The organism is Aureibaculum algae (assembly GCF_006065315.1).
GTDB classification, from domain to species: domain Bacteria; phylum Bacteroidota; class Bacteroidia; order Flavobacteriales; family Flavobacteriaceae; genus Aureibaculum; species Aureibaculum algae.
The window spans coordinates 2,509,236-2,535,582 of sequence record NZ_CP040749.1; the positions used below are offsets into that span (position 1 = coordinate 2,509,236).

At 32.0% G+C, this 26,347-nt stretch carries 19 protein-coding genes; 11 read left to right on the plus strand and 8 right to left on the minus strand.

Features of this window, described 5'->3' with window-relative positions; translation table 11 throughout:
- The first annotated feature begins 38 nt into the window (after window positions 1-38).
- The 9 genes from FF125_RS10410 to FF125_RS10450 all read left to right on the plus strand — a co-directional run bounded on the left by FF125_RS10410 (window position 39) and on the right by FF125_RS10450 (window position 12,573).
- Window positions 39-2,153 (plus strand): bi-domain-containing oxidoreductase, encoded by a 2,115-nt coding sequence (locus FF125_RS10410; RefSeq protein WP_138949709.1) that lies wholly within the window; start codon window positions 39-41, stop codon window positions 2,151-2,153.
- 192 nt (window positions 2,154-2,345) lie between these two features.
- Complete coding sequence (locus FF125_RS10415) at window positions 2,346-2,633, plus strand: GIY-YIG nuclease family protein (protein WP_138949710.1); 288 nt, start codon at window positions 2,346-2,348, stop codon at window positions 2,631-2,633.
- A 76-nt stretch (window positions 2,634-2,709) separates the two neighbouring features.
- Complete coding sequence (wecB, locus tag FF125_RS10420) at window positions 2,710-3,795, plus strand: non-hydrolyzing UDP-N-acetylglucosamine 2-epimerase (protein ID WP_138949711.1); 1,086 nt, start codon at window positions 2,710-2,712, stop codon at window positions 3,793-3,795.
- A gap of 236 nt (window positions 3,796-4,031) precedes the next feature.
- A complete protein-coding gene (locus tag FF125_RS10425) occupies window positions 4,032-5,603 on the plus strand; it encodes an alginate lyase family protein (RefSeq protein ID WP_175418907.1) in 1,572 nt (523 codons plus the stop codon).
- The gene (locus tag FF125_RS10430) at window positions 5,603-6,799 is read left to right on the plus strand and encodes a glycosyltransferase family 4 protein (protein WP_138949713.1); all 1,197 of its coding nucleotides are present in this window, start codon (window positions 5,603-5,605) and stop codon (window positions 6,797-6,799) included. The genes FF125_RS10425 and FF125_RS10430 overlap by 1 nt, the downstream gene beginning before the upstream one ends.
- 4 nt (window positions 6,800-6,803) lie before the next feature.
- The gene (locus FF125_RS10435) at window positions 6,804-7,763 is read left to right on the plus strand and encodes an MraY family glycosyltransferase (protein ID WP_138949714.1); all 960 of its coding nucleotides are present in this window, start codon (window positions 6,804-6,806) and stop codon (window positions 7,761-7,763) included.
- A 396-nt stretch (window positions 7,764-8,159) separates the two neighbouring features.
- Window positions 8,160-9,275, plus strand: coding sequence for a DegT/DnrJ/EryC1/StrS family aminotransferase (locus tag FF125_RS10440; protein ID WP_138949715.1), 1,116 nt, complete (start codon window positions 8,160-8,162; stop codon window positions 9,273-9,275).
- Between the two features lie 93 nt (window positions 9,276-9,368).
- Complete coding sequence (locus FF125_RS10445) at window positions 9,369-11,306, plus strand: polysaccharide biosynthesis protein (RefSeq protein WP_138949716.1); 1,938 nt, start codon at window positions 9,369-9,371, stop codon at window positions 11,304-11,306.
- A gap of 589 nt (window positions 11,307-11,895) precedes the next feature.
- Window positions 11,896-12,573: a hypothetical protein gene (locus tag FF125_RS10450; RefSeq protein WP_138949717.1), complete on the plus strand. Its 678-nt coding sequence runs from the start codon at window positions 11,896-11,898 to the stop codon at window positions 12,571-12,573.
- Between the two features lie 173 nt (window positions 12,574-12,746).
- Here FF125_RS10450 and FF125_RS10455 read toward each other — a convergent pair whose 3' ends face one another.
- The 4 genes from FF125_RS10455 to FF125_RS10470 all read right to left on the minus strand — a co-directional run bounded on the left by FF125_RS10455 (window position 12,747) and on the right by FF125_RS10470 (window position 18,589).
- Window positions 12,747-13,922: a lipoprotein N-acyltransferase Lnb domain-containing protein gene (locus tag FF125_RS10455; protein ID WP_138949718.1), complete on the minus strand. Its 1,176-nt coding sequence runs from the start codon at window positions 13,920-13,922 to the stop codon at window positions 12,747-12,749.
- 95 nt (window positions 13,923-14,017) lie between these two features.
- Window positions 14,018-15,130, minus strand: coding sequence for a putative type IX sorting system protein PorV2 (locus FF125_RS10460; protein ID WP_138949719.1), 1,113 nt, complete (start codon window positions 15,128-15,130; stop codon window positions 14,018-14,020).
- A gap of 113 nt (window positions 15,131-15,243) precedes the next feature.
- Complete coding sequence (locus FF125_RS10465) at window positions 15,244-15,933, minus strand: ABC transporter ATP-binding protein (protein WP_138949720.1); 690 nt, start codon at window positions 15,931-15,933, stop codon at window positions 15,244-15,246.
- Between the two features lie 250 nt (window positions 15,934-16,183).
- Window positions 16,184-18,589 (minus strand): DUF5916 domain-containing protein, encoded by a 2,406-nt coding sequence (locus FF125_RS10470; RefSeq protein WP_138949721.1) that lies wholly within the window; start codon window positions 18,587-18,589, stop codon window positions 16,184-16,186.
- A 159-nt stretch (window positions 18,590-18,748) separates the two neighbouring features.
- Here FF125_RS10470 and sucC point away from each other — a divergent pair, with 159 nt between their 5' ends.
- Both sucC and FF125_RS10480 read left to right on the plus strand, forming a co-directional pair.
- Window positions 18,749-19,945, plus strand: coding sequence for an ADP-forming succinate--CoA ligase subunit beta (sucC, locus tag FF125_RS10475; RefSeq protein ID WP_117880677.1), 1,197 nt, complete (start codon window positions 18,749-18,751; stop codon window positions 19,943-19,945).
- 61 nt (window positions 19,946-20,006) lie between these two features.
- Window positions 20,007-21,272: a serine hydrolase domain-containing protein gene (locus FF125_RS10480; protein WP_250629732.1), complete on the plus strand. Its 1,266-nt coding sequence runs from the start codon at window positions 20,007-20,009 to the stop codon at window positions 21,270-21,272.
- Here FF125_RS10480 and FF125_RS10485 read toward each other — a convergent pair whose 3' ends face one another.
- The 4 genes from FF125_RS10485 to tsaE are packed head-to-tail and all read right to left on the minus strand — an operon-like array spanning window position 21,273 to window position 26,158.
- Window positions 21,273-24,122, minus strand: coding sequence for a TonB-dependent receptor (locus FF125_RS10485; protein WP_138949723.1), 2,850 nt, complete (start codon window positions 24,120-24,122; stop codon window positions 21,273-21,275).
- 20 nt (window positions 24,123-24,142) lie between these two features.
- Entirely contained in the window at window positions 24,143-24,517 is a 375-nt protein-coding gene (locus tag FF125_RS10490; RefSeq protein ID WP_138949724.1) for a hypothetical protein, read from the minus strand.
- Between the two features lie 13 nt (window positions 24,518-24,530).
- Window positions 24,531-25,730, minus strand: a complete 1,200-nt coding sequence (locus FF125_RS10495; RefSeq protein ID WP_138949725.1) for an alanine dehydrogenase — start codon at window positions 25,728-25,730, stop codon at window positions 24,531-24,533.
- The gene (gene tsaE / locus FF125_RS10500; RefSeq protein WP_138949726.1) at window positions 25,727-26,158 is read right to left on the minus strand and encodes a tRNA (adenosine(37)-N6)-threonylcarbamoyltransferase complex ATPase subunit type 1 TsaE; all 432 of its coding nucleotides are present in this window, start codon (window positions 26,156-26,158) and stop codon (window positions 25,727-25,729) included. The genes FF125_RS10495 and tsaE overlap by 4 nt, the downstream gene beginning before the upstream one ends.
- Window positions 26,159-26,347: the final 189 nt, after the last annotated feature.

Genomic DNA, 26,347 nt, shown 5'->3' on the forward strand with positions numbered 1-26,347 from the left:
CTTAACTTACTACCTTTGCAACTTTATAAAAATGCACTATGAAGCAAATTATACAAGACCTTAAAAAAGGAGATACCATTTTAGAAGAAGTACCTGTACCCAGTGTTAAAGCGGGTGCGGTTTTAATAAAAACCACCAGAACCTTAGTTTCATTAGGAACAGAGCGTATGTTGGTAGAGTTTGGCAAGGCCAATTTTATTCAAAAAGCAAAACAACAGCCTGATAAGGTAAAGATGGTATTAGATAAAGTAAAAACAGATGGTTTAAAGCCTACGTTAGATTCTGTTTTTAATAAATTAAACCAACCCTTACCCTTAGGCTATTGTAATGTAGGTGAAGTAGCTGCAGTAGGTAAAGGCGTAACAGAATTTGCTATTGGAGATAGAGTGGCTTCCAATGGTAACCATGCAGAATATGTGTTGGTTCCTAAGAATTTAGTGGCTAAAATACCAGATGGCGTTACAGATGAAGAAGCTGCATTTACCGTAATAGGATCTATTGGTTTACAAGGGATCAGATTGTTAAATCCAACCTTTGGAGAAACCATAGTGGTAGTTGGTTTAGGTTTAATTGGTTTGGTAACGGCAGAATTATTAAAAGCAAATGGCTGTAAGGTTATCGGATTTGATTACGATGCAGAAAAAGTAGCTATTGCCAACGCTAAAGGAATCACTGCCATAAACCCTGCTGAAGGTACAGATCAAGTGAAGTTTGTGGAGTCTTTTACCAATGGTACAGGAGCGGATGGTGTTATTATCACAGCATCAAATAAGAGTAATGAAATTATCTCGCAATCTGCTAAAATGTGTAGAAAGCGTGGTAGAGTAGTGCTAGTAGGTGTGATTGGTTTAGATATTAGTAGAGCTGATTTTTATGAAAAGGAAATATCATTTCAGGTTTCTTGTTCTTATGGTCCTGGAAGATATGACGAGCAGTACGAACAAAAAGGGAATGACTATCCTATCGGTTTTGTACGATGGACTGAAAAACGAAATTTTGAAGCCATTCTTAATGCCTTATCAAATGGGAGTTTAGATGTAAAACCCTTAATTACAGAGCGGATTTCTTTAAAGGATTATAATACCATTTATGGTGATATGGGCAATTCTAAGAGTATTGCTTCTATTTTGGTATATGATCAAACAGAAACTCCAGTAACAACCGTAAAAGTAACGGAGAAGTCTTTTAAAGGTCAAAAAGGTGTGGTTGGAATTATTGGAGCAGGTAATTTTACCAGCTCAACTCTAATGCCGCAATTAAAAAAGTTAAATGCCAATGTCAAGTATATTGCCAGTTCTGGAGGATTGTCTTCAACTACAATGGCAAAAAGATACGGCGTTGCCAATTCTACTTCTGATTATCAAGAAATTTTAAAAGATAGCGAGACTGATTTGGTAATGATTACCACAAAGCATAACTCACATGCCAAATTTGTAATAGAGACCTTAAAAGCAGGTAAAAGTGTATTTGTAGAAAAACCATTGGCTTTAAATCAAGATGAATTAACTGAAATTATTGAAGTGTATAATAAGAGTAACGTCTCACTTTCAGTTGGATTTAACCGTCGTTTTGCCCCATTGGCACAACAAATGAAAAAATTATTGGGTAATGATAATACACCAAAAAATATAATTGCGACCATGAATGCTGGTTATATACCGAAAGAGGTTTGGGTACATGATATGGAAGTAGGTGGAGGCCGTATTATTGGTGAAGCGTGTCATTATATAGATCTATGTACGTATTTTGCAGATAGTAAAGTAGTAGCAGTATGTATGAATGCTATGGGAACCAATCCTGATGAAAGTACAGATAATGCTTCTATTTTATTAAAATATGAAAATGGTACCAATGCCGTAGTGAATTACTTTGCCAACGGTAGTAAAGGATATTCTAAAGAGCGATTGGAAGTGTACTCACAAGAACGTACTCTAATAATGGACAACTGGCGTAGGTTAAAAACCTATGGTTTTAAGGGTGGTAACAGTAAATCAAAACAAGACAAAGGACATCACAATCAATTCGAAGCGTTAATCAATCAACAAAAAAATGGTGGAGCACCAATTATTCCTTTTGATGTGATTGTAAATACAACCAAAGCATCTTTTGCAGCTATTGAAAGTTTAAAAGAAGGCAAGTGGATTGAGATATAGAATTAAGTTTTAGTACAACGTCATTGCGAGGAGAGACGAAGGAACGACGTGGCAATCTTAAGGAAGTAAACGAAAGGTCTTAAATTAATTAGTAATGGTGGTGATCGAGGTCGATTGAAGTATAGTGTTAAGTTTTAGTACAACGTCATGCGTGGAGAGACGAAGGAATGACGTGGCAATCTCATTAAAATCATGAAACAAGGTACTGTTTACTTTATGACTAATAAGACGAATACGGTATTGTATATAGGCGTAACATCCGATTTGGTGAAAAGAGTAGTTCAACATAAGACTAAGTTTTATAAAGGATTTACATCAAAATATAATTGTAACAAATTAGTGTATTTTGAAATTTTTTCAAGTATAACTGAGGCAATAGTAAGAGAAAAACAATTAAAAAAAGGAAGTAGAGAGCGAAAGAATACATTGGTTAATGAATTGAATCCAAAATGGGATGATTTATCAATAGGCTGGTTGTAAGAACCGAACGAAAGATTACCTCGGTTCACTTTATTAGGCTCGTAATGACCAATAATAAAACAATAAACAATAATACATGAAACTAGACATTATAGCAGGAGCAAGACCCAATTTTATGAAGATAGCTCCAATTATTGAGGCATTAGAAAAAGTAAAAGACAACATTCAATACCGATTAATTCATACAGGACAGCATTATGATAAAAAAATGTCAGGTAGCTTTTTTGAAGAATTAGGTATCCCTGATCCTGATGTAAATTTAGAAGTGGGGTCTGGTACTCAAGCCGAACAAACAGCAAGAATAATGGAACGATATGAAGCTTTATTATTAAAAGATATGGCTGATTATTGTTTGGTTGTAGGTGATGTTACTTCTACGATGGCGTGTTCTATTGCCGCAAAAAAATTAGGGGTATACGTAATACATGTAGAAGGAGGAATACGTTCTAATGATATTACCATGCCAGAGGAAATAAACAGAATGGTAACCGATTCTATTACAGATATATTCTATACTACGTCAGAAGTGGCCAATGAAAATTTACGTCAATTGGGGCATGACGAAAGTAAAATCAGATATGTAGGCAATACCATGATAGATACCTTATTGAAAAATATGCCTCGTTTAAAGCAACCTGCAGTATTTTCTGAATTAAACTTAAAAGAAAAGGGCTATTTTGTAATGACTTTACATAGACCTGCAAACGTTGACCAAGAACAAAAATTAAAGTCTTTAATTGACGAAATTGTAAAAGGAGCAAAAGGGATGCCTTTAGTTTTTCCAGTACACCCACGTACTGCTAAAATATTAGAACAAATTGGTATTCAGGCTGACAATTTACACATGATTGGGCCATTAGGGTATTTAGAATTTAATTATTTGGTAAAACATGCGTTTGCAGTAGTTACTGATTCTGGGGGTATTACAGAAGAAACCACGGTAATGAAGGTGCCTTGTATGACTTTACGTGATAATACCGAGCGTCCAGAAACGATTACTATTGGCACGAATGAATTGGTTGGTACAGATCCTAAAAATGTGGCTCCATATATGGAAAAATTGCATAAAGGAGAATGGAAAGTCGGTGAAATTCCTCATTTATGGGATGGTAACACCGCAAGCCGTATTGTTGCAGATTTGATGGCAATAGAAAGGGCTTAGCCACGGTGTACATATACATTTTCACTATGATTACAAACTAATAGAAATAATAAATACATTATTTCTACTGTAAATCGTCGGCGTACTTACCGATGTTTTATGAGTGGTTGAAATTATTTGTAATCATAGATTGTATTGAGATTAATAAGTGTTTTAGGTCTAATTTGACTTTTAGATAATAAGGAACTAAAACACTATTTTTTTTCGTAAATTTGTATTTAAACCACTACTATTACGTGAATCTTACCAAACTTAAATTAATCTACAATACTGTAAAGCATTTACGTTTTAAACAGATTTACTTCAGACTTTTTTATGCTGTAAGAAATAAATTCTTTAAAAGAACGTATTCTAAGAATTTGCCAACAGGTGTAAAATCGATAAATTGGGAGAATAAAGTATTGTATTCAGAATCTTATTTAGGTGAAGAAAGGTTTAATTTTCTAAATATAGAACATGATTTTCAATCACAAATTAATTGGAATTATAATGATTATGGCAAATTATGGACGTATAATCTAAATTACTTCGATTTTCTAAATCAAGAAAATTTCGTTAGGGAACAGGGGATCGCTCTGATAGAAGATTATATCAAACAAGATGTTGAGTTAAAAGATGGTAAAGATCCGTATCCCATATCTTTACGAACTATTAATTGGATTAAATTCTTATCTCAAAATAAAATTTCGAATCAAAAAATTAATCAAACTTTATACAATCATTTTCAAATTTTACTTCATAATTTGGAGTTTCATATATTAGGAAATCACTTATTAGAAAATGCATTTGCCCTATTTTTTGGAGGTATTTATTTTAATGATAAAAAATTATCATCAACCGCATCAAAATTATTAAAACAAGAATTAAATGAGCAGCTATTGGAGGATGGTGCCCATTTTGAACTTTCACCTATGTATCATAAAATTTTGTTGCATCGGTTATTAGATTGTATTTATTTAGCACATCAAAATAAAAAAAGTGTAAGCTCAGAATTTATAGTGCTTTTAGAGGCTAAGGCAATCAAAATGTTGTCATGGTTACAAACGGTAACATTTAATAATGGTAGCATACCTATGGTTAATGATAGTGCTTATAAAATTGCATTGAGCTCAGCACAATTATTTACATATGCAAAGCAATTAAATTTAAAATGGAGTGTAACTGAATTAAGAGATAGTGGATATCGTAAATTTTCTAATGAAACTTTAGAAGTTTTTATGGATGTTGGAAAATTAGCAGTTGATTATCAACCAGGTCATGCCCATGCAGATACATTCAGTTTTGTATATCATTCTAAAAATAACTCTATTATTGTTGACCCTGCCGTATCTACATACGAAATAAATAAAATACGAGAACGCGAACGTTCTACTGGCTATCATAACACAGTAACTGTACATCAACAAAATTCTTCACAGGTTTGGTCAGGATTTAGAGTTGCAAAACGAGCCAACGTAAAGTTAGAGTTAGATACACCAACAAAAATTATAGCATCTCATAATGGTTATAAAGGGTGTACACATACCAGAACATTCAATTTAGACAATGATATTCTAAATATTCATGATAAAATAGAACCAGATGAAAATGGGGAAGCACATTTTCATTTTCATCCTGACTGTAGTGTTCAACTGATTGAAGATGAAAAATTAATAGTTAACAATATAGAAATGACTTTTTTTGACTATAATCAACTAAAAATTGAAGACTATCATTTTGCCAACGGATTTAATACCACTATCATTGCAAAAAAAGTTGTTGTTTTATTTACAGAAAAAGTAAGAACCGAAATTAAAGTAATTTCATAATGAGAATCATCTATTTTTATCAATATTTTACAACACCAAAAGGGTCTTATGGAACACGTGTTTATGAGTTTACAAAAGAATGGGTAGAGCAGGGGCATGAAGTTATTGTGGTGACAAGTGTTTACGCAAAATCAGATATAAATGCAACTAAGTTTATAGAAAACCAAACTATTGATGGTATTGAACTTAAAATTATCAATGTAAAGATTGATAATAAACAGTCTTTTTTAAAACGTATTTACACCTTTTTAGTGTATAGTTTTTTCTCTATTTATTATGCTTTTACCTTAAAGGGTGACATTGTTATTGCGAGTTCAGGTCCTATAACGGTTGGTATACCTGGACTAGTTGCTAATATTTTTAGAAGAAAAAAGTTTGTTTTTGAAGTAAGAGATTTATGGCCTGAGGGCCCCATTGAATTGGGAGTTTTAAAGAATAAGATTATTCAAAAAATGTCTTATGCTTTTGAGAAATGGTGTTATAAAAGGTCCAGTTTGGTAGTAGCATTATCACCTGGAATGCAACAAAATATCCTCGATAGATTTCCTGAAACAAATGTAATCTCCGTTACTAATTCGGCCAATATAGATTTGTTTTCTTCACCTAAAAAAGAAATTGCTCTTCCTGAGTTAAGAGATAAGAAATTTGCGATTTATACGGGTAATATAGGAATGGTTAATAATTCTGAATTGTTATATAGAGCCGCACTTAAGTTAATTCAATTGAATAGAAGTGATATTCACATTGTATTAATTGGTGATGGTCAATTAAAAGAAGCTTTAAAGAAAAAGTCAGAAACGATTTCAAATATTCATTTTTTAGATTTAATGCCGAAAAATGACTTGGTAAATTATGTAAAAAATGCATTTGTATCGCTAATACCTTTAAATAATACACCTATGCTAGCTACATCTTCACCCAATAAGTTATTTGAAAGTATGGCGGCTTCCGTACCCGTAATTCAATCTACGTTTGGTTGGATAAAAGAGATGTTAGAAAAAACCAATTCCGGTTTTACAGTAAGTGCCACCGACGAAGATGAATTGGTTAAAAAATTAATTTATTTAGCAGATAACGAGGATGTTGTTCTTAAGATGGGAGGAAATGCTCATGAATATGCCAAAGCCAATTTTGATAAAGATTTGTTGGCTCAAAAAATGCTTAACGGAATAGAAGAAGTCTATAAAAGAAAATAATTAGATGTTGTTAACCTACACTATAGTTTTTATAATCCTTTTTGTACTTGCTTTTATATATTTGAAAGTAGCTGATCATTTTAATATAATAGATAAGCCCAATCAAAGAAGCTCGCATGTAGAGCCAACCATCAGAGGTGGAGGTATAATCTTTTATTTGGCTATTGTTATCTTTTATATTACGTCTAATTTTGAATACACCCCATTTTTCTTGGCTGTTTCGCTAATTGCAGCAGTTAGCTTTATTGACGATTTAATTATGCTAAGTCCCAAGATAAGGCTCATCGCTCATTTTAGCACAGCTTTTTTGTTGATTTGGCAACTTGGTTTACTTACAAGTCCTTTTTGGTTATTAATTTTAATACCCATAGTTATAGTTGGTTTTTTCAACCTATATAATTTTATGGATGGTTTAAATGGAATGACGGGCTTATATTCTATTATTGTTCTAAGCGGATTTTTATGGATTAATATAAAAGAAGAAATTGTAGCTAATAATTTAATTGTATTCGTTTTATTAAGCTTAGTGGTCTTCGGATTTTTAAATTTCAGAAAAAAAGCAAAATGGTTTGCGGGTGATATTGGTAGTATGACCTTAGCTACATTAATATTTTTTCTTGGAGCTAAGTTTATGATTGCCTTAAATGCACCCATTATTATTTTAATAATTGTGATTTATGGCATTGATGCCAGTTTTACTATTTTTTTAAGAATGTCTAGAAAAGAAAAAATTTCAGAAGCTCATCGTCACCATTTGTACCAAAAATTTGTCGATGTTTCAAAATGGAGTCATCTAAAGGTTTCTTCCTTTTATGCAATTCTACAGCTTTTAATAGTGATTGTAATTTTATATACTTATAAAACGAGTTGGACTATTCAATTTTCATTGATTGCATTTACAATAGGTACATTAGGAGCTGCATATTTTCTAGCAATTTCATATTATAAAAGAATAGAACATTAATTAAAAACTTTCACAATTAATTACGACCTTTTTAAAAAGGAAAAGTAATTTCAGATCTTTTATCTAACTTATTTAAACAGATTCAATTTTGTTTTAAGATTTTCTAAAACGAATTTTTATCTCAAAGGTTATGGGGAGAAGTGAGGGGGCTGTAGAGCTTAATGTTTGTGGGTTACATGCTTATCATTTATATCAAAAATCATGTGATATAAGAAAAATAAATTCTTTTAAGGCCCCCTTAATATATGTCATTATTAAACACTATTATTAATATGTTGATATATAGTACTTATAAATATTTTTTCATTATTTTGTATTACAAAAGAATAGATAAACAAATAGATTCTATAAAATTATTTCAATATAAAATGATAACTTTCAAATTTAAATAATTGAATGAACTACAGAATTCCATTATCACCATCACATTTTTCAGGTCAAGAGCAAAAATATATTGATAAAGCTTTTGCTGAGAATATGATTTCATCGTCATATGGATCTAATATAACCGATTTTGAATCCAAGATTTGTGAATATATAAATGTAAAAGCATGCACTGCTTTAACTTCAGGTACAGCTGCCATTCATTTAGCTTTAATATTGTTGGGTATAAAAGAAGGTGATGAAGTAATCTGCTCAACATTTACCTTTTCAGCTACCGTAAATCCGATTCTATATTTAAAGGCTACTCCGATTTTTGTTGATTCTGAAAATGTAACATGGAATATGTGTCCTCATTTGCTAGAGACCTCTATTTTAGACAGAATGAACAAGGGTAAAAAACCGAAAGCTATAGTGTTAGTTCACTTGTATGGAATGCCTTCTAAAATGGATGAGATAATGATGATATCCAGAAAATACAATATTCCTGTAATTGAAGATGCAGCTGAAGCTATTGGGTCTACTTATAAAGGATTAAAATTGGGTAGTTTAGGAGACATTGGCATTTTTTCCTTTAATGGAAATAAAATCATTACAACTTCAGGTGGTGGTGCCTTAGTCTCTAACAATTCAGCATATTGTGATAAAGCACTTTTCTTGGCAACCCAAGCACGAGACGAAGCACCGCATTACCAACATTCTCAAATAGGATATAACTATCGAATGACAAATATTTCTGCAGGAATTGGAGTTGGTCAAATGGAAATGTTAAATTTAAGAGTCAAAGCAAGAAGAAAAAACTTTTATTTTTATAAAAAAGAATTAGCTACTGTAAAAGAAATATATTTTATAGACGAGCCACAAGGTTTTTTTTCTAATAGATGGCTTACTACATTATTAACAGATAGTTTTGAGTATAGAGAAAAACTTAGAATTAGATTAAAAGATAATAGTATAGAATCAAGACCGCTTTGGAAACCAATGCATTTACAACCCGTTTTTAGTGATTTCCCAAATTATTTAAATGGTAATTCAGAGAATTTTTTCGAAAGAGGGCTTTGTTTACCAAGTGGTTCTAATCTAACACAAGATAATATGCAAGAAATTGTAGATTTAATTAAATCATATTAGAATCTTAATTATTACGGCAAGATTCACGACCTTTGTGAAAAGAAAAAGTAATATCAGACGCTGAATCTGATTCAATATCAATAAAATTTAAAAATGTTAAAATCATTTTTTCTAAAAGGTGCAAATACGGCAGTCTCCCGGTGGGTAGTGCTTTTAATTGATGTGTCCATTGTTTTACAAATGTTTTTTCTATCCTATTTGATAAGATTTAACTTTGTACTTAATTTTGAAAATCAACACTTTATTTTTCAAATACCAGTTATTGCAACGGTCGCGTTAATTAGTTTTTTGATAGTAGGGTCCTATAAAGGAACTATTAGACATACGGGCATTAGAGATGCTATTAATATTTTTTATGGTGTAACGATACTGTTAATAATAATGGTGCTTATTATTTTAATACATCGAGAATTTGGTATATTAGATAGATTTGCCCCCCCATTGTCAGTTGTTATACCACATTTTTTATTAAATTTGATTGTACTTATTGCTAGTAGGTTTGTGTTTAAAGGATTGGTAAGCAGAATAGTAACGGATTATAAACCCTCTAAAAATATATTAATTTATGGAGCTGGTGATTCAGGAATGCTAACCTATGCGGCTATTATTAATGATTTAAATAATAATGCAAACATTGTCGGGTTTATTGACGATGATAAAAAGAAAAAAGGGAAGAAATACAATCGAGTTAAGGTATATTCATCTGAACAAATTACGAAAGAGATTATAGAAGACCTTAATATTAAGGAAATTATTGTTTCTATACATAATATTAAACCTTTTGTGCTATTTGAAATTGTAGATAAATTGATTCCTTTACCGGTTAAGGTAAAAGTAGTGCCACCGGTGGACCAGTGGATAGATGGTGATTTGAATGTAGGACAACTTACAGAGGTTAAAATTGAAGATTTATTAAATAGAACACCAATAAAAATTAACAACCCTATTCTACAAAAAGAATTAGATGGTAAAGTTATTTTAATTACAGGAGCAGCCGGTTCTATTGGTAGTGAAATTGCTCATCAAGTAGGCAATTATAAATACAAACAACTCATTTTATTAGATCAGGCTGAATCTGATTTGTACAATGTGCAACAAAGTTTTCATAGAAAGAAATTTAAAAACTTTGCTGTTGAAGTCGCTGATATTAGCAACACAAAACGGATGGCGTCTATTTTTAGCAACTATAAAATTGATATTATTTTTCATGCTGCTGCCTATAAGCACGTTCCGTTGATGGAAGATAATCCTTACGAAGCCGTACGGGTTAATGTTTTTGGAACACGCACAGTGATGGATTTAGCTTCAAAAAATCGTGTAGAGAAGTTTGTTATGGTTTCAACAGATAAAGCCGTAAACCCTACAAACGTAATGGGTGCTACTAAACGTGTTGCTGAAGTCTATGCCAATTGCCTTAATAATGAAGGGAGAACAAAATTTATTACGACACGTTTTGGAAATGTGTTAGGTTCTAACGGATCTGTAATTCCTTTATTTAAAAAGCAAATTGCTGAAGGTGGACCTATTCAAGTAACGCATAAAGAAATTACAAGATACTTTATGACCATTAGCGAAGCTTGTAGTTTGGTATTAGAAGCTGGCGTAATGGGAAAAGGTGGGGAGATTTATGTCTTCGATATGGGAGAATCGGTTAAGATTTTTGATTTGGCTAAAAAGATGATCCACTTATCAGGGTTGAAATATCCTGATGATATAGATATCAAAATTATTGGTTTACGTCCAGGAGAGAAGTTATACGAAGAACTATTGAGTAATGAAGAAAATACAGTACCGACGTACAATGAAAAAATCATGATTGCCAAGGTAGACCCTGTGGATTACAAAGTAATGAAAAATAAAATTATCGAATTATCCAAATTGGATAATATGGATAAATTTGAAATCGTTACTAAAATGAAAAGTATAGTTACAGAATACATTTCAAACAATTCTGAATATGAAAGCTTAGATGTTAAAGTATCTACTGAAGAAAGTAATCAGACTTCTTCCAAAGTTCGTAATCTTCATTAAGTAGTATCACCAATAATTAAATTTTGACGTACTAAGCACAACTTAACAGTCTTTATTTTTACCTGTCATTCAGCCTGTACTGAACTCGTTTCAGTACTAGCAATACCTGTACTTCTGTCATTCAGAGCGGAATACAATGGAGCGATGAATCTTTCAAATAGGAGTTAGAATTAAGCAGATGCCTGTCCCTCCCGAATTCTCCGGATAGGAAAATACAATGACAGTTTTGAACAATGACTTTACCCCCTCCGCCCGCATTTAAGAACAAATAATTGCACGTCACTTCGAGTGTTTTGTTAGAAGCGAGAGCTGAAAAGAAAATGTATCGAGAAGATATTAACTGAATTTCTGTACGAACAATGACTTTAACCCCTCCGCCCTTTATAATCATTGCAATAAATCTATTTTAGTCAAGGTACTTCCCCTTATAATAAAGATGAGGATTAAAACTATCTAAATATAATAGGAAATAAACAAATTTACTGAGGGGAATTTTAGTACTTGAGTTGTTATAAATATGAAGGTGTAATTCTTTAACTCCTTTAAAAACTGAATTCAACCAACGAATTATAAACTAAAAAATTAAATTATGAAACAATTAAAGTTAATCACAACCGGGTTAAAATATTTAATGTTTGTCCCATTGTTAATGTTTATCAATTGTGATAATTCTGAAGAAATGAATCAATCAGATAAAAATATGGTTCAAGGTGACGCTAATGTTTTAAGGCTTATGGTTGCTGCAGTTAGTGGTGGATCAGATGCTACTATTACCAAAAGTAGCACAACTTATACTACATCAGATTCTCAATGTACTATGTTTCAATACCCAATCAGCTTTTTATTAAATGTTGAAGATCCTCAAGAAAAAGTTATCAATAGTGATGAAGAATTGACCACATTTATTAACTCCTTAACATCCTTAAATTATGTTGGTTTTTATTTTCCAATAACTCTTACAGATTATGAGGGTAATAAAACTCAATTAGATAATCTTGATGATCTTGAAGGTACACTTGAATTGGCTGTTGAAGTTTGTAGCGGAGCAGATGATAATTCAGATTCTGATTCAGACAATAGTTCTGATACTGATACGGATGTAAATCAAGATGATAATGATGGATCTGATAATGGTTATACTTGGTGTGATAAAAATCAAAAGAAAGTTAGTGTATGCCACAATGGAAATAATATTTGTATCAGCGTAAATGCTCTATATCAACATTTAAGCCAACACAGTGACTGTTACTTAGGTCCTTGCGACTAATAAATAATAATTAACATATAAAAAGAAAAGCACTACATTAAGAGTAGTGCTTTTTTTATGATTATTGTCTAGGTCTATACTATCTCTAATAAAATTTAAGAATATTATAAACTTTCTGAATCTAACATTATGATTTTAAATGATAACGACTTGCTAACTAAAGCAAGCTAGTATTATTGCTGCTTTTTAACAACATAATAGATGAAGATATATCGTACAGCCAATAAAATTAATAAAGGAATTATAGCCATAGCAAATATCTGAAATTGTAGAATCCATAATACTACTGTTAAAGCCAAAAGTACTAGTACTAAAAGTATATACTTTTTAACCCAATTTGGAATCTCCTTTTTTAACAAAACAAAGGCAACAAATATATTAGGCATAAATGCCCATAAAAAATTATAGTTATCTTTAGTTGCTGAATGGTCAGTTGCAAACCATAGTAATAATACGACAACACCTATGAGTCCCGTGACAAAAAACAGGGTAAAATCTAATACTTTACTACGTTTTTGCTTCTTATGATCATGATAGGTAATCCAAATAACCAATAATGCAATTAAAGAGAATACTATTGTAGGTGTAAAATATTTAAACCCATTAGTTTCCTTATCTTTTGCTTTAAATAAAACGTTAGTTTTCTTAACAATTGGTTGACCATTAATAGTGCTTTCCGCATACGTATTGTAAATATTATCAGGTAAAAAAAGATAATCTTTAGGTGTGGCCTTTTTATCAATTATAGAACCTAAGGCTAAATCAATTCCAAAAGTACCCCACGGATGTTTTTTTTGAGCGTACTGGTGGATTAAGCTACGTAAGGTTTCGTCCTTGCCTTCTATAAAGTTAGTCTGAAACACCACTTTTTCTTGAAGTACATTTTGAGCCACATCTTTTAATCGTGTGGCACAATTATCATAAAAGAAATCATATAAATAGGATTTATTCTCAGGTTTTGCATTGTTTTGTAAAAAATCAAAAAATGCTTGTTTTTCTGATAGTGATAAATTTAAAACCTGCTCTCTAATAGTTCTGTTTTCTTCCGTATAACTTCTGTAAAAATATGAAAATGGATATGCCGCGAGATCATATAATAATTTCCCTTGAGCAAATTTTCCATAAAAATTTGGAGTATTGTAATCGAATATACCATAATTAAAAGCAAGATCCATTCTTAGTACTTTGTCTCTAACTCTAAAAGCACTATGTCCAAAAGTATCGTAAAGATTATGACCTGGGTCAACTGTTATCACACTTATTTCAGCTTGGTCAGATAAGGTGATCTGTTGAGAAAAACCATTAACGATAAATAGCAAGAATAAAATAAAAATAATACTTCTTTTCACTTTGTTTGTTTTTTAAAAATTTCAAAATTGACATTGTTTGAAATTTGTTCTTTGTTTTTTGGAATTTATTTAAATTATGTAATTTCTATTTACCACTAACGAAAATAACTCACGTCAACTTTTAACGAAAATACATTCGAAAATAATGTACCACTGGCACCGCCAATATTTGTTAAGGCATAATCAATAGAAATGCCTTTATAATTAAATCCAACTCCAAAATTAGGCTCTAGCGTTAATGATTCACTATTATCAAAATCTGTTTGGTTTTGTAAATTATTAATACCACCTCTTAAATAGACGCGACCAATATAATCTAGCTGAAATCCAAACGCAGGACTCACACTCACAAACGAGCTTGAAATAACATCATTTGTTTGTGCAAAACGCATGTTTAAATCAAGTGCTGTTATCAGATTGAAATCACGTGAAATGGTAAATTTTCTGGCAATACCTAATTGTGCTTTCGGTTTGGTGAGTTCTATTTTTTCTGGGGTAACTGTTGGGATAATTTCATCATCATTATCTGGGTTACCGTCGTTTAATATACTTTCATTGAGATTGTTGTAAATATCAATAATGTTATTGAGTTCGTCATCGTCAAAAGACCAAGCATTAAATGTAGTAGTGATATCTCGTAACATTAATCCGAATTGCCAATTATTACGTTTAAATTGAAGTCCGGCATCTAAACCAAATCCAATAGAAGAAGCAAAACCACCAATATTCCGTCTTACTATCTTAGCATTTACACCAACATTTAAATCCTTTACAATTAACTTTTTAGCATAGGCTACGTTTACAGCCCAATCAGCAGCAGAAAAAAGACTCACACGATCATAATTTATTTGACCATCTTGAATCAGTTGTGTTGTATTTAAAATATCATCAACACCAAAACGCATTACCGCCACTGCGATGGTACTTTCATCATTAATAGGTTTTGCAAAACCTATATAATCATAATTGGCAATACCTTGAAAATATTCGGCATGCATTAATGAGCCCTGATAATCTTTTAAACCAACTAAACCGGCTGGATTCCAATAAATGGAATTTACATCATTACTAGACGCCGTTACCGCTTTACCCATACCAAACGCAGCTGCATCTACACCAATGCTTAAAAACTCATTAGAAAAATTCCGAATGGTTTGTCCGTAGGTACATTGGGCTATTAGCAGTATGATTATTGTTATTTTATTCAAAGTTCAAAGTTTCAGGTTTTAAAATTCAAAAATCGTTAATCATCATTCGTTACTCGTTAATCCTTTAGGGTACTTCCTTCTTCAATCTTCTTCAATCTTTTTCAATTCTTAACTCACAACTCTGAACTCATAACTATCCTGCCATCTTTCATCTCCAGTTTTCTATCAGCCATGTTGGCTAATTCTGTATTGTGTGTTACAATAACGAACGTTTGATTAAACTCATCACGTAAACTAAAAAATAATTCATGTAAATTTTTAGCAGAGGCGGTGTCTAAATTCCCACTAGGTTCATCGGCAAAAATAACTTTAGGATTATTAATTAAGGCTCTTGCAACAGCAACTCGCTGTTGTTCGCCACCAGAAAGTTCATTTGGTTTATGATCAACTCGATGTGATAAACCTAAGAAATCTAATATTTTTTTGGCTGCTATTTCTACTTCTTTTTTTGGCTTCTTAGCTATATATGCAGGAATACAGACATTCTCTAATGCCGTAAACTCAGGTAACAATTGATGGAATTGAAAAATAAAACCTATATGTTCATTCCTGAATTTTGATAATCCTCTGTCGTTTAAATTTAAAACGTCTTGCCCATTTAATTCAAGTTTTGATTTTATAGAATTGTTTAGCCCTTTTGTAGAAGGCTTATCAAGTGTACCTAAAATCTGTAATAATGTTGTTTTTCCAGCCCCAGAAGGCCCAACAATAGCAACAATTTCCCCCTGTTTTATATGAAGATCAACACCTTTTAAAACTTCTAAATCGCCGTAATATTTATGAATGTTTTTTGCAATTATCATAGATCAAAATTCTAAGCGTAAAACTACATAATAATTATTTATTTTTTAGTGTTAATGTTTAGAGAGATATGCTATGATAACGTCTTGTAGATTACAATGAACTATTCCACTTATCAATTGCTCTTATCATTGCAAGAAGTACAACAGAACTCACATTTAAAAACTGTATTTTATATGAAAAGGAACTAGAGTTTGATTTTTGGAATGTAAATGGAATGTGGTGCTAGATATTTATCTTCTCTGTTTTCAATCAAAGCCATGTTTTCATCTTATTATAGTCTAAGAAATAAATAAATTTTAAAGAAAAGTTATTTACAATTGATTCGTCAAAGAGATTGTCTAAGTTTTTACCAAAATTAAGATCTGACATATCATCCTTATTAAATATGTTATTTCGGTATAAAGCTACTAATTGACTGCCAGGGGCAAATTCCCAAGAGTAATTCAAATCTAAATTCCATATGTTGTAATTAATATTATGGCTCGCCACATAGGCATTGGTATCTAAAGTACCCGCGTTATTTAATGCATAAAAGTTTTGATCATAGGTAACTGGAGACCAATAATGTCTAAAAGAAAGTGACAACGAAGATTTTACAGTAAAGCTATATTTACCAGATAATGAGTTTGTCACGGTCTTTACATCACGGTTTCCAAAGATAATAGACGCGTCGTCTAATTGATTTACCCATCCATTTTCATTTTTCAGCATGGAATACTGAAAATCATAAATAATTTGAAATTTATTGGTAAATCGGAACCGTGGTGATAGATTAACACTAATAAAATTTTCAGTGCTACTGTATCTTTTCCCGTATGTTACGCGTATGTCATAGGCAAACTTTTTTCTATAATCAGTAGAAATCCATCCTCCTAATTCTAAAATACCTTTTTGTTTAAAATAACGCCCATTTACTCTAGGTTCAAAATAATCATATAGATTTCCAATATTTGTTTCCATGTTTCCTCCAAATGCAAACCTATTTTTGGTGATAAAAAAAGCATCTAACTCAAACTCATTATCTGTATATGAATTGGGACTATTCAAATAGTCAATACTTGATTCAAAAGAAATGCGATAATCATTAAAGTGTTTGGAAGGTTCAAATATTTGATATGAAATTTCTCCAAAATAAGATGAACGATTATTTCTATTGATGAATCCTAAATCTTTGATGTCATAAGTATCATTATTTCTGTAGTGGCCTACACTATATTGTACATTCCCATATGTTTTTGACAACTCTAAAAATCCAGAAAATCCATCAGAAATTTCTCCATTTTCCTTAACATTACTCATTTTAAAGTTTCCTTTAATATTATATTGATTTTTTTTATCTGATATATCATAAAGGAGTCCCGTTACATTCGCATCTCTAAAACTACCATTTCTAGTCACGTTTGTATTTACTAAAGTTACGGATGAGTTTTTATTAAACTGTTGATCTAAAACCAATACATTATAATTCGCTAATGATTCCGTTACAACATTTCTTTTTTCATCTGTTTCTGTATTGGTAATCGTGGCTGTAGTCTTTTCTGTAATCGCATTAAAAATTCCAATACCCAATCCTTTTTTTGTACGACCAGACAATTTAATAGCATTTAGCATATTTACCTTGTCGGGATTGTTAGTAACTTCTTCATTAAGTGCTAGATCAGCTTCGGCAGAATTTCGGTCAACCGGACGGTTTCCAATTCTCCGAGAATAAAATAGATTTCCTTTGCTAAACAGTTCGGTACCTTCTGTGAAAAAAGCTCGTTGCTCATCATACTGAAGTTCAAAAGGTCCTAAGTTTAATTCTAAATCGTCAAAAGCGGTCTGGCCAAAATCAGGAATCAATGTTGCATCTAACGTGAAACTTTCATTGACACCATATTTTATATCTAGTCCTATATTTTGATCAAACTCAGAGCTACCATCAAAAGTTGTAAGTGAAACGGAAGCATAAGGTGAAAAACTCAATCGAGTAGGGGCTTCAATGTTTTTTATGCCTGTTAATAATCCGGAATACTGTGTAACTTCTCCTTTACTTTTATCTATATAATTCCAAACATATTTTTCATTGATATAGTGAATTCTTCTAAAAAAATTTATCCCCCAAGTTTCAACATTAGTTGAAAAACGCAAAGCAGAATAAGGTATTTTAATTTCAACCACCCAACTGTCTTTATTAAACTTGACTTTACTGTACCAAACCGCATTCCATGTAAAATCTTCATCACCATTGGCTACTTTAGCATCCCCTTGAGCCCCGGTACTTTGAACCACAAATTCAGTATCATTCTGACCATCATTATTAGGATTGATAGAAATAAGGAAAAAATCTGTATTACCAAATTGATCTCTATTACCAAATTCCATCGGTACTTTATCGGGAGTATCGTCATAAAGTGTTGCACCAAAATAGATAGCTTCATCGTCATAAGCCACTCTAACAGTGGTTTTTTTATTGTTTCTTTCAGCTCCACCATCTCCAGGTTCAAACATAACAAAATCGTTGGCAAGGTCTGTGTTTTGCCAAAAAGGCTCGTCTAAAACACCGTCAATTACAGGAGAGGCATTAATTTTTAATATTTCAATTTCTTTAGGAACAGCTTGGGAAAAGCAAATGTTATAAACGAATAGGAGTAAAATGAATGGGTAAAATTTCATTTAGTGTATTTGAATAGTTAGTGATTATTAAAGAGTTTACAAAACCTTACATAATCTTAAAGAGCAATTATTTGGTGAAAATAGCAATTAATTTTAAAAGTTAACTGAATTAACAAATGGTTTATTATTTTTGTAGTACTTATTCACAAAATTTAAAGAATGAACTTACACGAATATCAAGGAAAAGAAATATTAAATAGTTTTGGTGTTAGAATCCAAAGAGGTCGAGTAGCTCACAGTCATAAAGAAGCTGTGGAAGTAGCTAAACAAATTGCTGCAGAAACTGGTACTGGATGGTGGGTAATTAAAGCTCAAATACATGCAGGTGGTAGAGGTAAAGGTGGTGGTGTTAAATTGGCTAAGAACTTAGCTGAAGTTGATTCTATCTCTCAAGATATTATTGGAATGATGTTAAAAACGCCTCAAACTCCTCCACAAGGAAAAAAGGTAAGTCAAGTACTTATTGCAGAGGATGTTTATTATCCAGGTGAGCATGAGCCAGAAGAGTATTATATGTCGGTACTTTTAAACCGTGAAACAAGTAGAAATATGATTATGTATTCTACAGAAGGTGGTATGGATATTGAGACTGTTGCGGAAGAAACCCCTCATTTAATTTTTACAGAGGAGATTGACCCAACGGTTGGACTGTTACCTTTTCAAGCTCGTAAAATTGCTTTTAATTTTGGTTTATCAGGCGTAGCATTAAAAGAAATGGTGAAATTTGTTACAGCTTTATATAAAGCTTATGTAGAATCAGATGCTTCGCTTTTTGAAATAAACCCAGTATTAAAAACATCAGATGATAAAATTATGGCTGTTGATGCCAAAGTATCTATAGATGATAATGCTTTGTTTAGACGTAAGGAATATGCAGAAATGCGTGATTTACGCGAAGAGAACCCAATTGAAGTAGAAGCAAGGGCTGCTGGATTAAATTATGTAGATCTTGATGGAAATGTGGGCTGTATGGTAAACGGAGCAGGTTTAGCAATGGGAACTATGGACTTGATTAAACAAGCTGGTGGTGAACCTGCTAACTTCTTAGATGTTGGTGGTACTGCTGATGCTAAACGTGTTGAAACGGCTTTTAGAATAATCTTAAAAGATTCAAACGTAAAAGCTATTTTAGTAAATATTTTTGGTGGTATTGTTCGTTGCGATAGAGTAGCACAAGGTGTTGTAGATGCTTATACGAATATGGGTGATGCTATTAATGTACCCATTATAGTTCGTTTACAAGGAACAAATGCAAAAGAAGCTAAAGAGCTAATTGATAACAGTGGCATGGAAATTATTTCTGCTACTGAGTTTAAAGAAGCTGCTGATAAAGTGCAAGAAGTGCTTGCTAAATAATATAATAGAATTATTGACACATATGAAACCGATATTACATTCAAGAATAATAATTTTTTGCATGCTTTTATCGGTTTTTTCCGTTTCAGCACAGGATAAACTTACCTATGCAAACCCTTCAGATGTTGGTTTAGACTCCACATACATATATCATAATGTTGATTCTATTATGACCTTAGGAATTCAAAATCGTGCCTTTCCAGGAGCTCAAGTTTTAGTAGCCAAAGACAGTAAAATTATTTTTCATAAGGCCTACGGTTTTCAAACTTATGATTCGGTGCAGCAAGTCGGATTAAATGATATTTATGATTTAGCATCGGTGACTAAAATTACTGCAGCATTACCAGCAATAATGAAATTAGTTGATGAAGGTAAACTAGGTTTAGACAAGCCTTTTAGTGACTATTGGAAACCATGGAAGCATGTTAAAAATAAAAAAGACCTAACCTTACGCGAAATATTAGCTCATCAAGCTGGACTACAACCTTATATTGTTTTTTTAAGTAAAGTATTTAAGAAAAATGGTGAGATCAAAAAACGTTTTGTAAAACGAAAAGCAAAGCGGGGATATACCAATCAAGCCTATAATGGTTTGTTTATTAAAAACAGATTTAATAGAAAAATGTACCGAATTGCAAATCGGTCAAAAGTTTCTGCTATCAAAAAATATAAATATTCTGGCTTAACATTTTTAATGTATCCCGAATTGGTAAAACAAATAACGGGTAAACCATTCGATACCTACCTACAAGAAACTTTTTACAAACCTTTAGGGGCTTCAACAATGGGATTTCTTCCTAAAACTAAGAATTTCACGAATTCTATTATCCCAACTGAAGTAGATTCTCTTTTTAGAAAAGAGTTGACTAGAGGATGGGTACATGATGAAAATGCGGCATTACTTGGTGGCATTTCAGGAAATGCAGGACTATTTGCTACGGCTACAGATTTAGCTAAAATAATGCAGATGTATATGAATTATGGAGTTTATGATGGTAAACGTTATTTTTCTGAAGCTACCGTAAAAGAATTTACAAAAATTCAATACCCAGAAAACGACAATAGAAGGGGCTTAGGATTTGACAAACCATCTATCGGTAATGATACTTTAGCTTTAAAAGATGCATATCCTGCACCAGAAGTAAGTGCTGAAAGTTTTGGGCATTCTGGTTTTACAGGTACTTTTATTTGGGCAGATCCCAAAGAGAAATTGGTTTATATTTTCTTGTCAAATAGAGTAAATCCGACAAGAAAAAGTAGAGGAATTTACACATACAATATTAGAAGTGCAATTCAAGAAGTCTTTTATAAAGCAAAGAAAGAGTAACTAAAAACGATAATTCAATTCTAGTAAGGCACTTCTTTGCAACACTGGAAAAACAACAAAACTTTCATCAGGATTCGCATTTATATACTCCTTAGTAGCTCCATTAGCACTTGCTCCAAAACTATTTGCACCATAGAAATTGGCAAGCCCTTTAGAATTAAAAAGATTTGAAACTAAAATATGAGCAGATAAGTGGGCACTTATTTGATACCCAGTACCCATATTAAATAAACTATAAGAATCAAGCTCAAAACCATTGGCTACGTTTCCAAAACGTTTGCCCATAAATTGCCATTTAATAAATGCCGAAATTTTATTTTTCTGATATTCACTACTCAAATTAGTCATCAACTTAGGCGTAAACGCTAAGGTATTACCAGAAAAATCTAACGTTTGATCGTCAGCAGTATCAACAGAACCTGCTGCATCATAGATTTTCCATTTTGTAGCTTTGGGATTTTGAATAACACCGTTAAAACGTAATGTAATATTTTGAATAGGTTCATAAACACTTTCCCATTCCAGGCCCATAGTTCTCGAGGTATTAAAGAGTATGGGAGTATAGAAAATACTATTATTATCTGAATCAAATTCAAAATTGGCAGTACCGATATTTGTCAACTCACTCCAGAATAGCGTGCTTGTAAATGAGAAGTTACTGTGGGTATATTTAACACCCATTTCAGCTTGATTAATTTTTTGAACTTCTCCTTTCTTATTGATGGGTACATTTGAAAAATTATTAAAGTAATAATTTAATTCAGGAGCTTTATTTCCCTGCGAAAATCTAAAGAATACCGATGATTTCGTATTCATTTTATAGTTAATACCTGCTGAAAAAGACAGATAATTATAGCTAAAATTGAAATGATCTTTTTCTCCAGTTGGGTTTAAAATACCATTATCATAAGCCGTATTGTTATTTCCGTCTAGACCACCATCTTGCATATTTGAGTTAAAACGATCTTTACTACCTTTATGATTTATGGACTCATAACGTAACCCCAAATCTAAATTAAAACCTTCTGATATATCCCAGTTATCATTCAAAAAAGTAGCTATTTGACTTACATTAGCTTTTGAGTTAACAAAAAACAATCCACCATAATTACTAATTCCATTGTCATCAGACAATTTGATTATTGGTTCATTGGGATTTTCAAGAGTTACTTGTAGCATTCTAGGATTGGGTTCATAAGTAACATACCCAAAACTACCTTGGTTAAAAAATGAGTTATCAGAAAATCCCAATGCAACACCACCAGTAATATTATGATGGTCTATTTTTTTACTTAATGTTAACTGATCCATCCACTCATCAGCATTATTTTCGATATACCATGCTGATGTACCCATAATCGCATCATTTGGTAAATTACCATCAGTAAGATATTGAACAGGTTGTCCTGCTAAAATTCCACTATTATCTATACGTGCTACTTCAGCACCTGATTGAGCATCTTTAAAAACAACTTGTCCAATAGGGAAATCAGCACCACTTATAAAATAGGCGAGGGGATCATTTAATGAAACAAACGCATTACTTATTGAAGTCTGCCAATTGGCACTTTTGGTTGAAAATTTAAGATTGTTTTTTAGTTTCCAGTTATGGCCTAAATCTTGAGAAATATCAAACCCAAAAGCAAGATCTTTTGCATGCACGCCTTGTGATGGATTAAAACTATTGGTTGCACCTTGTGCTAAGTTTCTTCCATCAGGAATGTTAGCATTAAAACGAGGCATTAATAACGAAGTAGAACTAAAGTCTTGTCCAAAAGCAGGAGTAGGGTCATTCCAATTTACCGCAGCAACACCAGTATATCTGTTGGTGAAATCGTCTAATAGTTTACCATAGAATTTTAGAGTACCATTTTTATTTTGTTTAATTAAATCAAATTTAAACTGTCCACCTTTGCTAAAAGTAAAATTAGTATTACGAGCACCGTCATCGATTCTATAATGTCCACCAGCGTTTAAAAACCAATTATTACCTAAAGGACTACCGACAAATGCGTCAATTTTACGGAGGTAATTGTTTTCACCTTGAAAGCCACTAGATATTTTAATGTCACCACTAAATTTATTCTGAATGTCTTTAGAAATGAAATTATAAATTCCACCAGGAGCATTTAAGGCCGTAACAGAAGCACTACCACCTCTCATAGCTTCAACTTTTTCAGTTGTTAAATCAAATCGATGAAATAAATCAGGACTAAAGTAAGAATACTGAGCAAGACTTACAGGAAGTCCATCTTCTTGAAGTGATACATAATACCATCCCATATCATCTTCAGCTGAAGCTGAAACACCGCGTGTATAAACTTTAGTAAAAACTTCACCAGCAGAAGCATCAACAAAGGTTCCGGGAATACTTTGAAGTAAATTGGCTGTACCTTGTGGATAAACCTGTTGGATCATTTCAGCGTTAAGAACACTCATTGAAGTGCTTGATTCTAACTGCACTTTAGGTTCAAAAGTTCCCGTAATAACAACATTTTGTAAATTGAGTAAATCCTCTTCCAAGACAAAATTTTGTAAGATTTCTTTTTCAGATACATAGATACTATCATGTATGGTTTTATAGCCAATATATGATAGTGTTAAGCTATAGTTACCTGTTGGAATATTTTGAAATTTGAATTGTCCCTCAGCATTTGTAGTAGTACCAGAATAAGTGGGATTCAATACAACATTAACACCTTCTAAAAGGTTACCATTAGTATCTTGTACTTCACCATGAATGGTTGATTGAGCAATTATAGAACTATTAAATATGCCAAATAATAGCAGTGCTAAGAATAGTTGTTTATTTCGGAAACTGTTCGTTTCAAAGAATGCAAATAATTCCAATTAAGTAGGTTGTTTATAGTTTACTCGTTTAAAGTAAGCCGTTGAATAGTAATAATAGTATCACAGTTTTCCACATAAATAGAAGCCTCTTTTTCTTTGACATAGCCATCAATCCAATAATAACGACATGGTTCTTGTCGGACTTTGCTTTTAGAAAAATCAATATCTCCATTGAGTAACATTTGAACAATGACGGTAGAATCAATATTTTTATCGGTCATGAGTTGAATTACATCTTTATCATAAACCCTGTGTTTACTTCGTAGAATTTCTAACATTCTTGCATTAGGTAGGTAATTACAAGAAGCTTCTTTTCCGTTTAAAATGATTAACAATAAAATTATTCCTATTGTAAATCCAAATCCAAAAAAGATAAATCGGCGTTTTATTTCCATTAATAGTTTAAAATTAAAAAACAAGTAAATTAATGTCGTTATAAGGTAAGCTAAACCAATCGGCTACCGCTCTGTTTGTTAAAATACCATGATAAAAGTACATACCTCTTTGTAAACTTTTATCAAAACGTGCGGCATTTTCAATTCCACCTTCTTCTCCAATTTCTAAAAGATAAGGTGTAAATATATTACTAATGGACAAGGATGCAGTTCTTGAATAACGCGAAGGAATATTAGGCACGGCATAATGAATTACGCCATGCTTGACAAATGTAGGATTGTCATGTGTGGTTACCTCAGAAGTTTCAAAACAACCACCACTATCAATACTCACATCTACAATTATAGCTCCATCTTTCATTATTTGAACCATTTCGTCACTCACTAATATGGGGGTTCTTGTTCTACCTCTTACTGCACCAATAGCCACATCGCAACGCATTAAAGCTTTTTGTAATGTTTTCGGTTGTATTGTTGATGTATATATAGGAGTCCCTAAATTATGCTGTAATCTTCTTAATTTGGTAACTGAATTATCAAACACCTTAACTTGAGCTCCAAGACCAATTGCAGAACGTGCGGCAAATTCACCAACAGTTCCAGCACCAAGAATAACAACATCAGGTGGAGCAACACCTCCAATATTACCTAATAATAGTCCATTACCAACACTACTGTTATTCATTAATTCAGCAGCAATTAGAATAGAAGAAATTCCCGCAATTTCACTTAGTGATTTTACCACAGGAAAAATTCCATGTTCATCAGATATAAAATCAAATGCTATGGCAGTAATTCGCTTTTTAGCTAAGGCTTCAAAGTATTTTTTGTTTTGTGTTTTTAATTGTAATGCAGAAAATAATACACTTTGTGGATTTATATATTCAATTTCTTTAAGTGATGGTGGCTCCACTTTTAAAATTAAATTACATCCAAATACTTCCTCTGCATCGTATGATATCTGAGCACCTGCTTCTGAATATTCAGAATCGGTATAATTAGCTCCGTCACCCGCAGTAGATTCAATAATTATCCGATGACCTTGATTGGTCAACGCTGCAACAGCATCTGGGGTAAGACAAATTCGTTTTTCTTGTAAATGTGTTTCTTTAGGAATACCGATAAACAATTCTCCTTTTTGCTTTCTAATTTCAAGCATTTCAGGTTTCGGCATTAATTGTTCTTTACTAAACGGCGAATATTGTTTACTCATGTTGTTGAGTTATTAGATAATTGGTTAACTTTTATACTTCTACCTCCATCTTCATTTGCTGATAATGAAATTTTATCAGCTTTTAAAGGTAACAAATTTTTAATATTCTCTGGCCATTCAATTAAGCACCAGTTATTACTATCAAAATATTCTTCTACCCCCATATCTAATGCTTCTTCTTCATCATTTATTCTATAGAAATCAAAATGATAAATACGTTCACCTTCATTTGATACATATTCATTAACTAATGAAAACGTAGGAGAACTAACAACATCGTCAAGACCCAATTGTTTTACAATTTCCTTAATCAACGTTGTTTTACCAACTCCCATTTCTCCATAAAATAGCAAGATTTTACTTGAAGCCGAATCGATAATTTGACTTGCTACTTCTTGTAGTTGATCTATGGTGTAATTTTTATTCATTATATGCGATAAATACTATTGATATGATTGTCATTACGAGGAGCTTCACAGAAATTATGCGATGAATTCCAATTTTTAAAGCAACATGGTAATTTCATTACTATAATCAGATTATTTATAAAGTTGGTTTGTATTATTCACACAGATTACGGAATTGTCCTATTAATTAGTACTCTACACTACCAACTA

What these genes read in the sequence shown, in the direction of transcription:
- FF125_RS10410 (WP_138949709.1), top strand. Translation starts at nt 39, where the DNA reads ATGAAGCAAATTATACAAGACCTTAAAAAAGGAGATACCATTTTAGAA.
- FF125_RS10415 (WP_138949710.1), top strand. Translation starts at nt 2,346, where the DNA reads ATGAAACAAGGTACTGTTTACTTTATGACTAATAAGACGAATACGGTA.
- wecB (WP_138949711.1), top strand. Translation starts at nt 2,710, where the DNA reads ATGAAACTAGACATTATAGCAGGAGCAAGACCCAATTTTATGAAGATA.
- FF125_RS10430 (WP_138949713.1), top strand. Translation starts at nt 5,603, where the DNA reads ATGAGAATCATCTATTTTTATCAATATTTTACAACACCAAAAGGGTCT.
- FF125_RS10435 (WP_138949714.1), top strand. Translation starts at nt 6,804, where the DNA reads ATGTTGTTAACCTACACTATAGTTTTTATAATCCTTTTTGTACTTGCT.
- FF125_RS10440 (WP_138949715.1), top strand. Translation starts at nt 8,160, where the DNA reads ATGAACTACAGAATTCCATTATCACCATCACATTTTTCAGGTCAAGAG.
- FF125_RS10445 (WP_138949716.1), top strand. Translation starts at nt 9,369, where the DNA reads ATGTTAAAATCATTTTTTCTAAAAGGTGCAAATACGGCAGTCTCCCGG.
- FF125_RS10450 (WP_138949717.1), top strand. Translation starts at nt 11,896, where the DNA reads ATGAAACAATTAAAGTTAATCACAACCGGGTTAAAATATTTAATGTTT.
- FF125_RS10465 (WP_138949720.1), bottom strand. Translation starts at nt 15,933, where the DNA reads ATGATAATTGCAAAAAACATTCATAAATATTACGGCGATTTAGAAGTT.
- FF125_RS10470 (WP_138949721.1), bottom strand. Translation starts at nt 18,589, where the DNA reads ATGAAATTTTACCCATTCATTTTACTCCTATTCGTTTATAACATTTGC.
- sucC (WP_117880677.1), top strand. Translation starts at nt 18,749, where the DNA reads ATGAACTTACACGAATATCAAGGAAAAGAAATATTAAATAGTTTTGGT.
- FF125_RS10480 (WP_250629732.1), top strand. Translation starts at nt 20,007, where the DNA reads ATGCTTTTATCGGTTTTTTCCGTTTCAGCACAGGATAAACTTACCTAT.
- FF125_RS10490 (WP_138949724.1), bottom strand. Translation starts at nt 24,517, where the DNA reads ATGGAAATAAAACGCCGATTTATCTTTTTTGGATTTGGATTTACAATA.
- FF125_RS10495 (WP_138949725.1), bottom strand. Translation starts at nt 25,730, where the DNA reads ATGAGTAAACAATATTCGCCGTTTAGTAAAGAACAATTAATGCCGAAA.
- tsaE (WP_138949726.1), bottom strand. Translation starts at nt 26,158, where the DNA reads ATGAATAAAAATTACACCATAGATCAACTACAAGAAGTAGCAAGTCAA.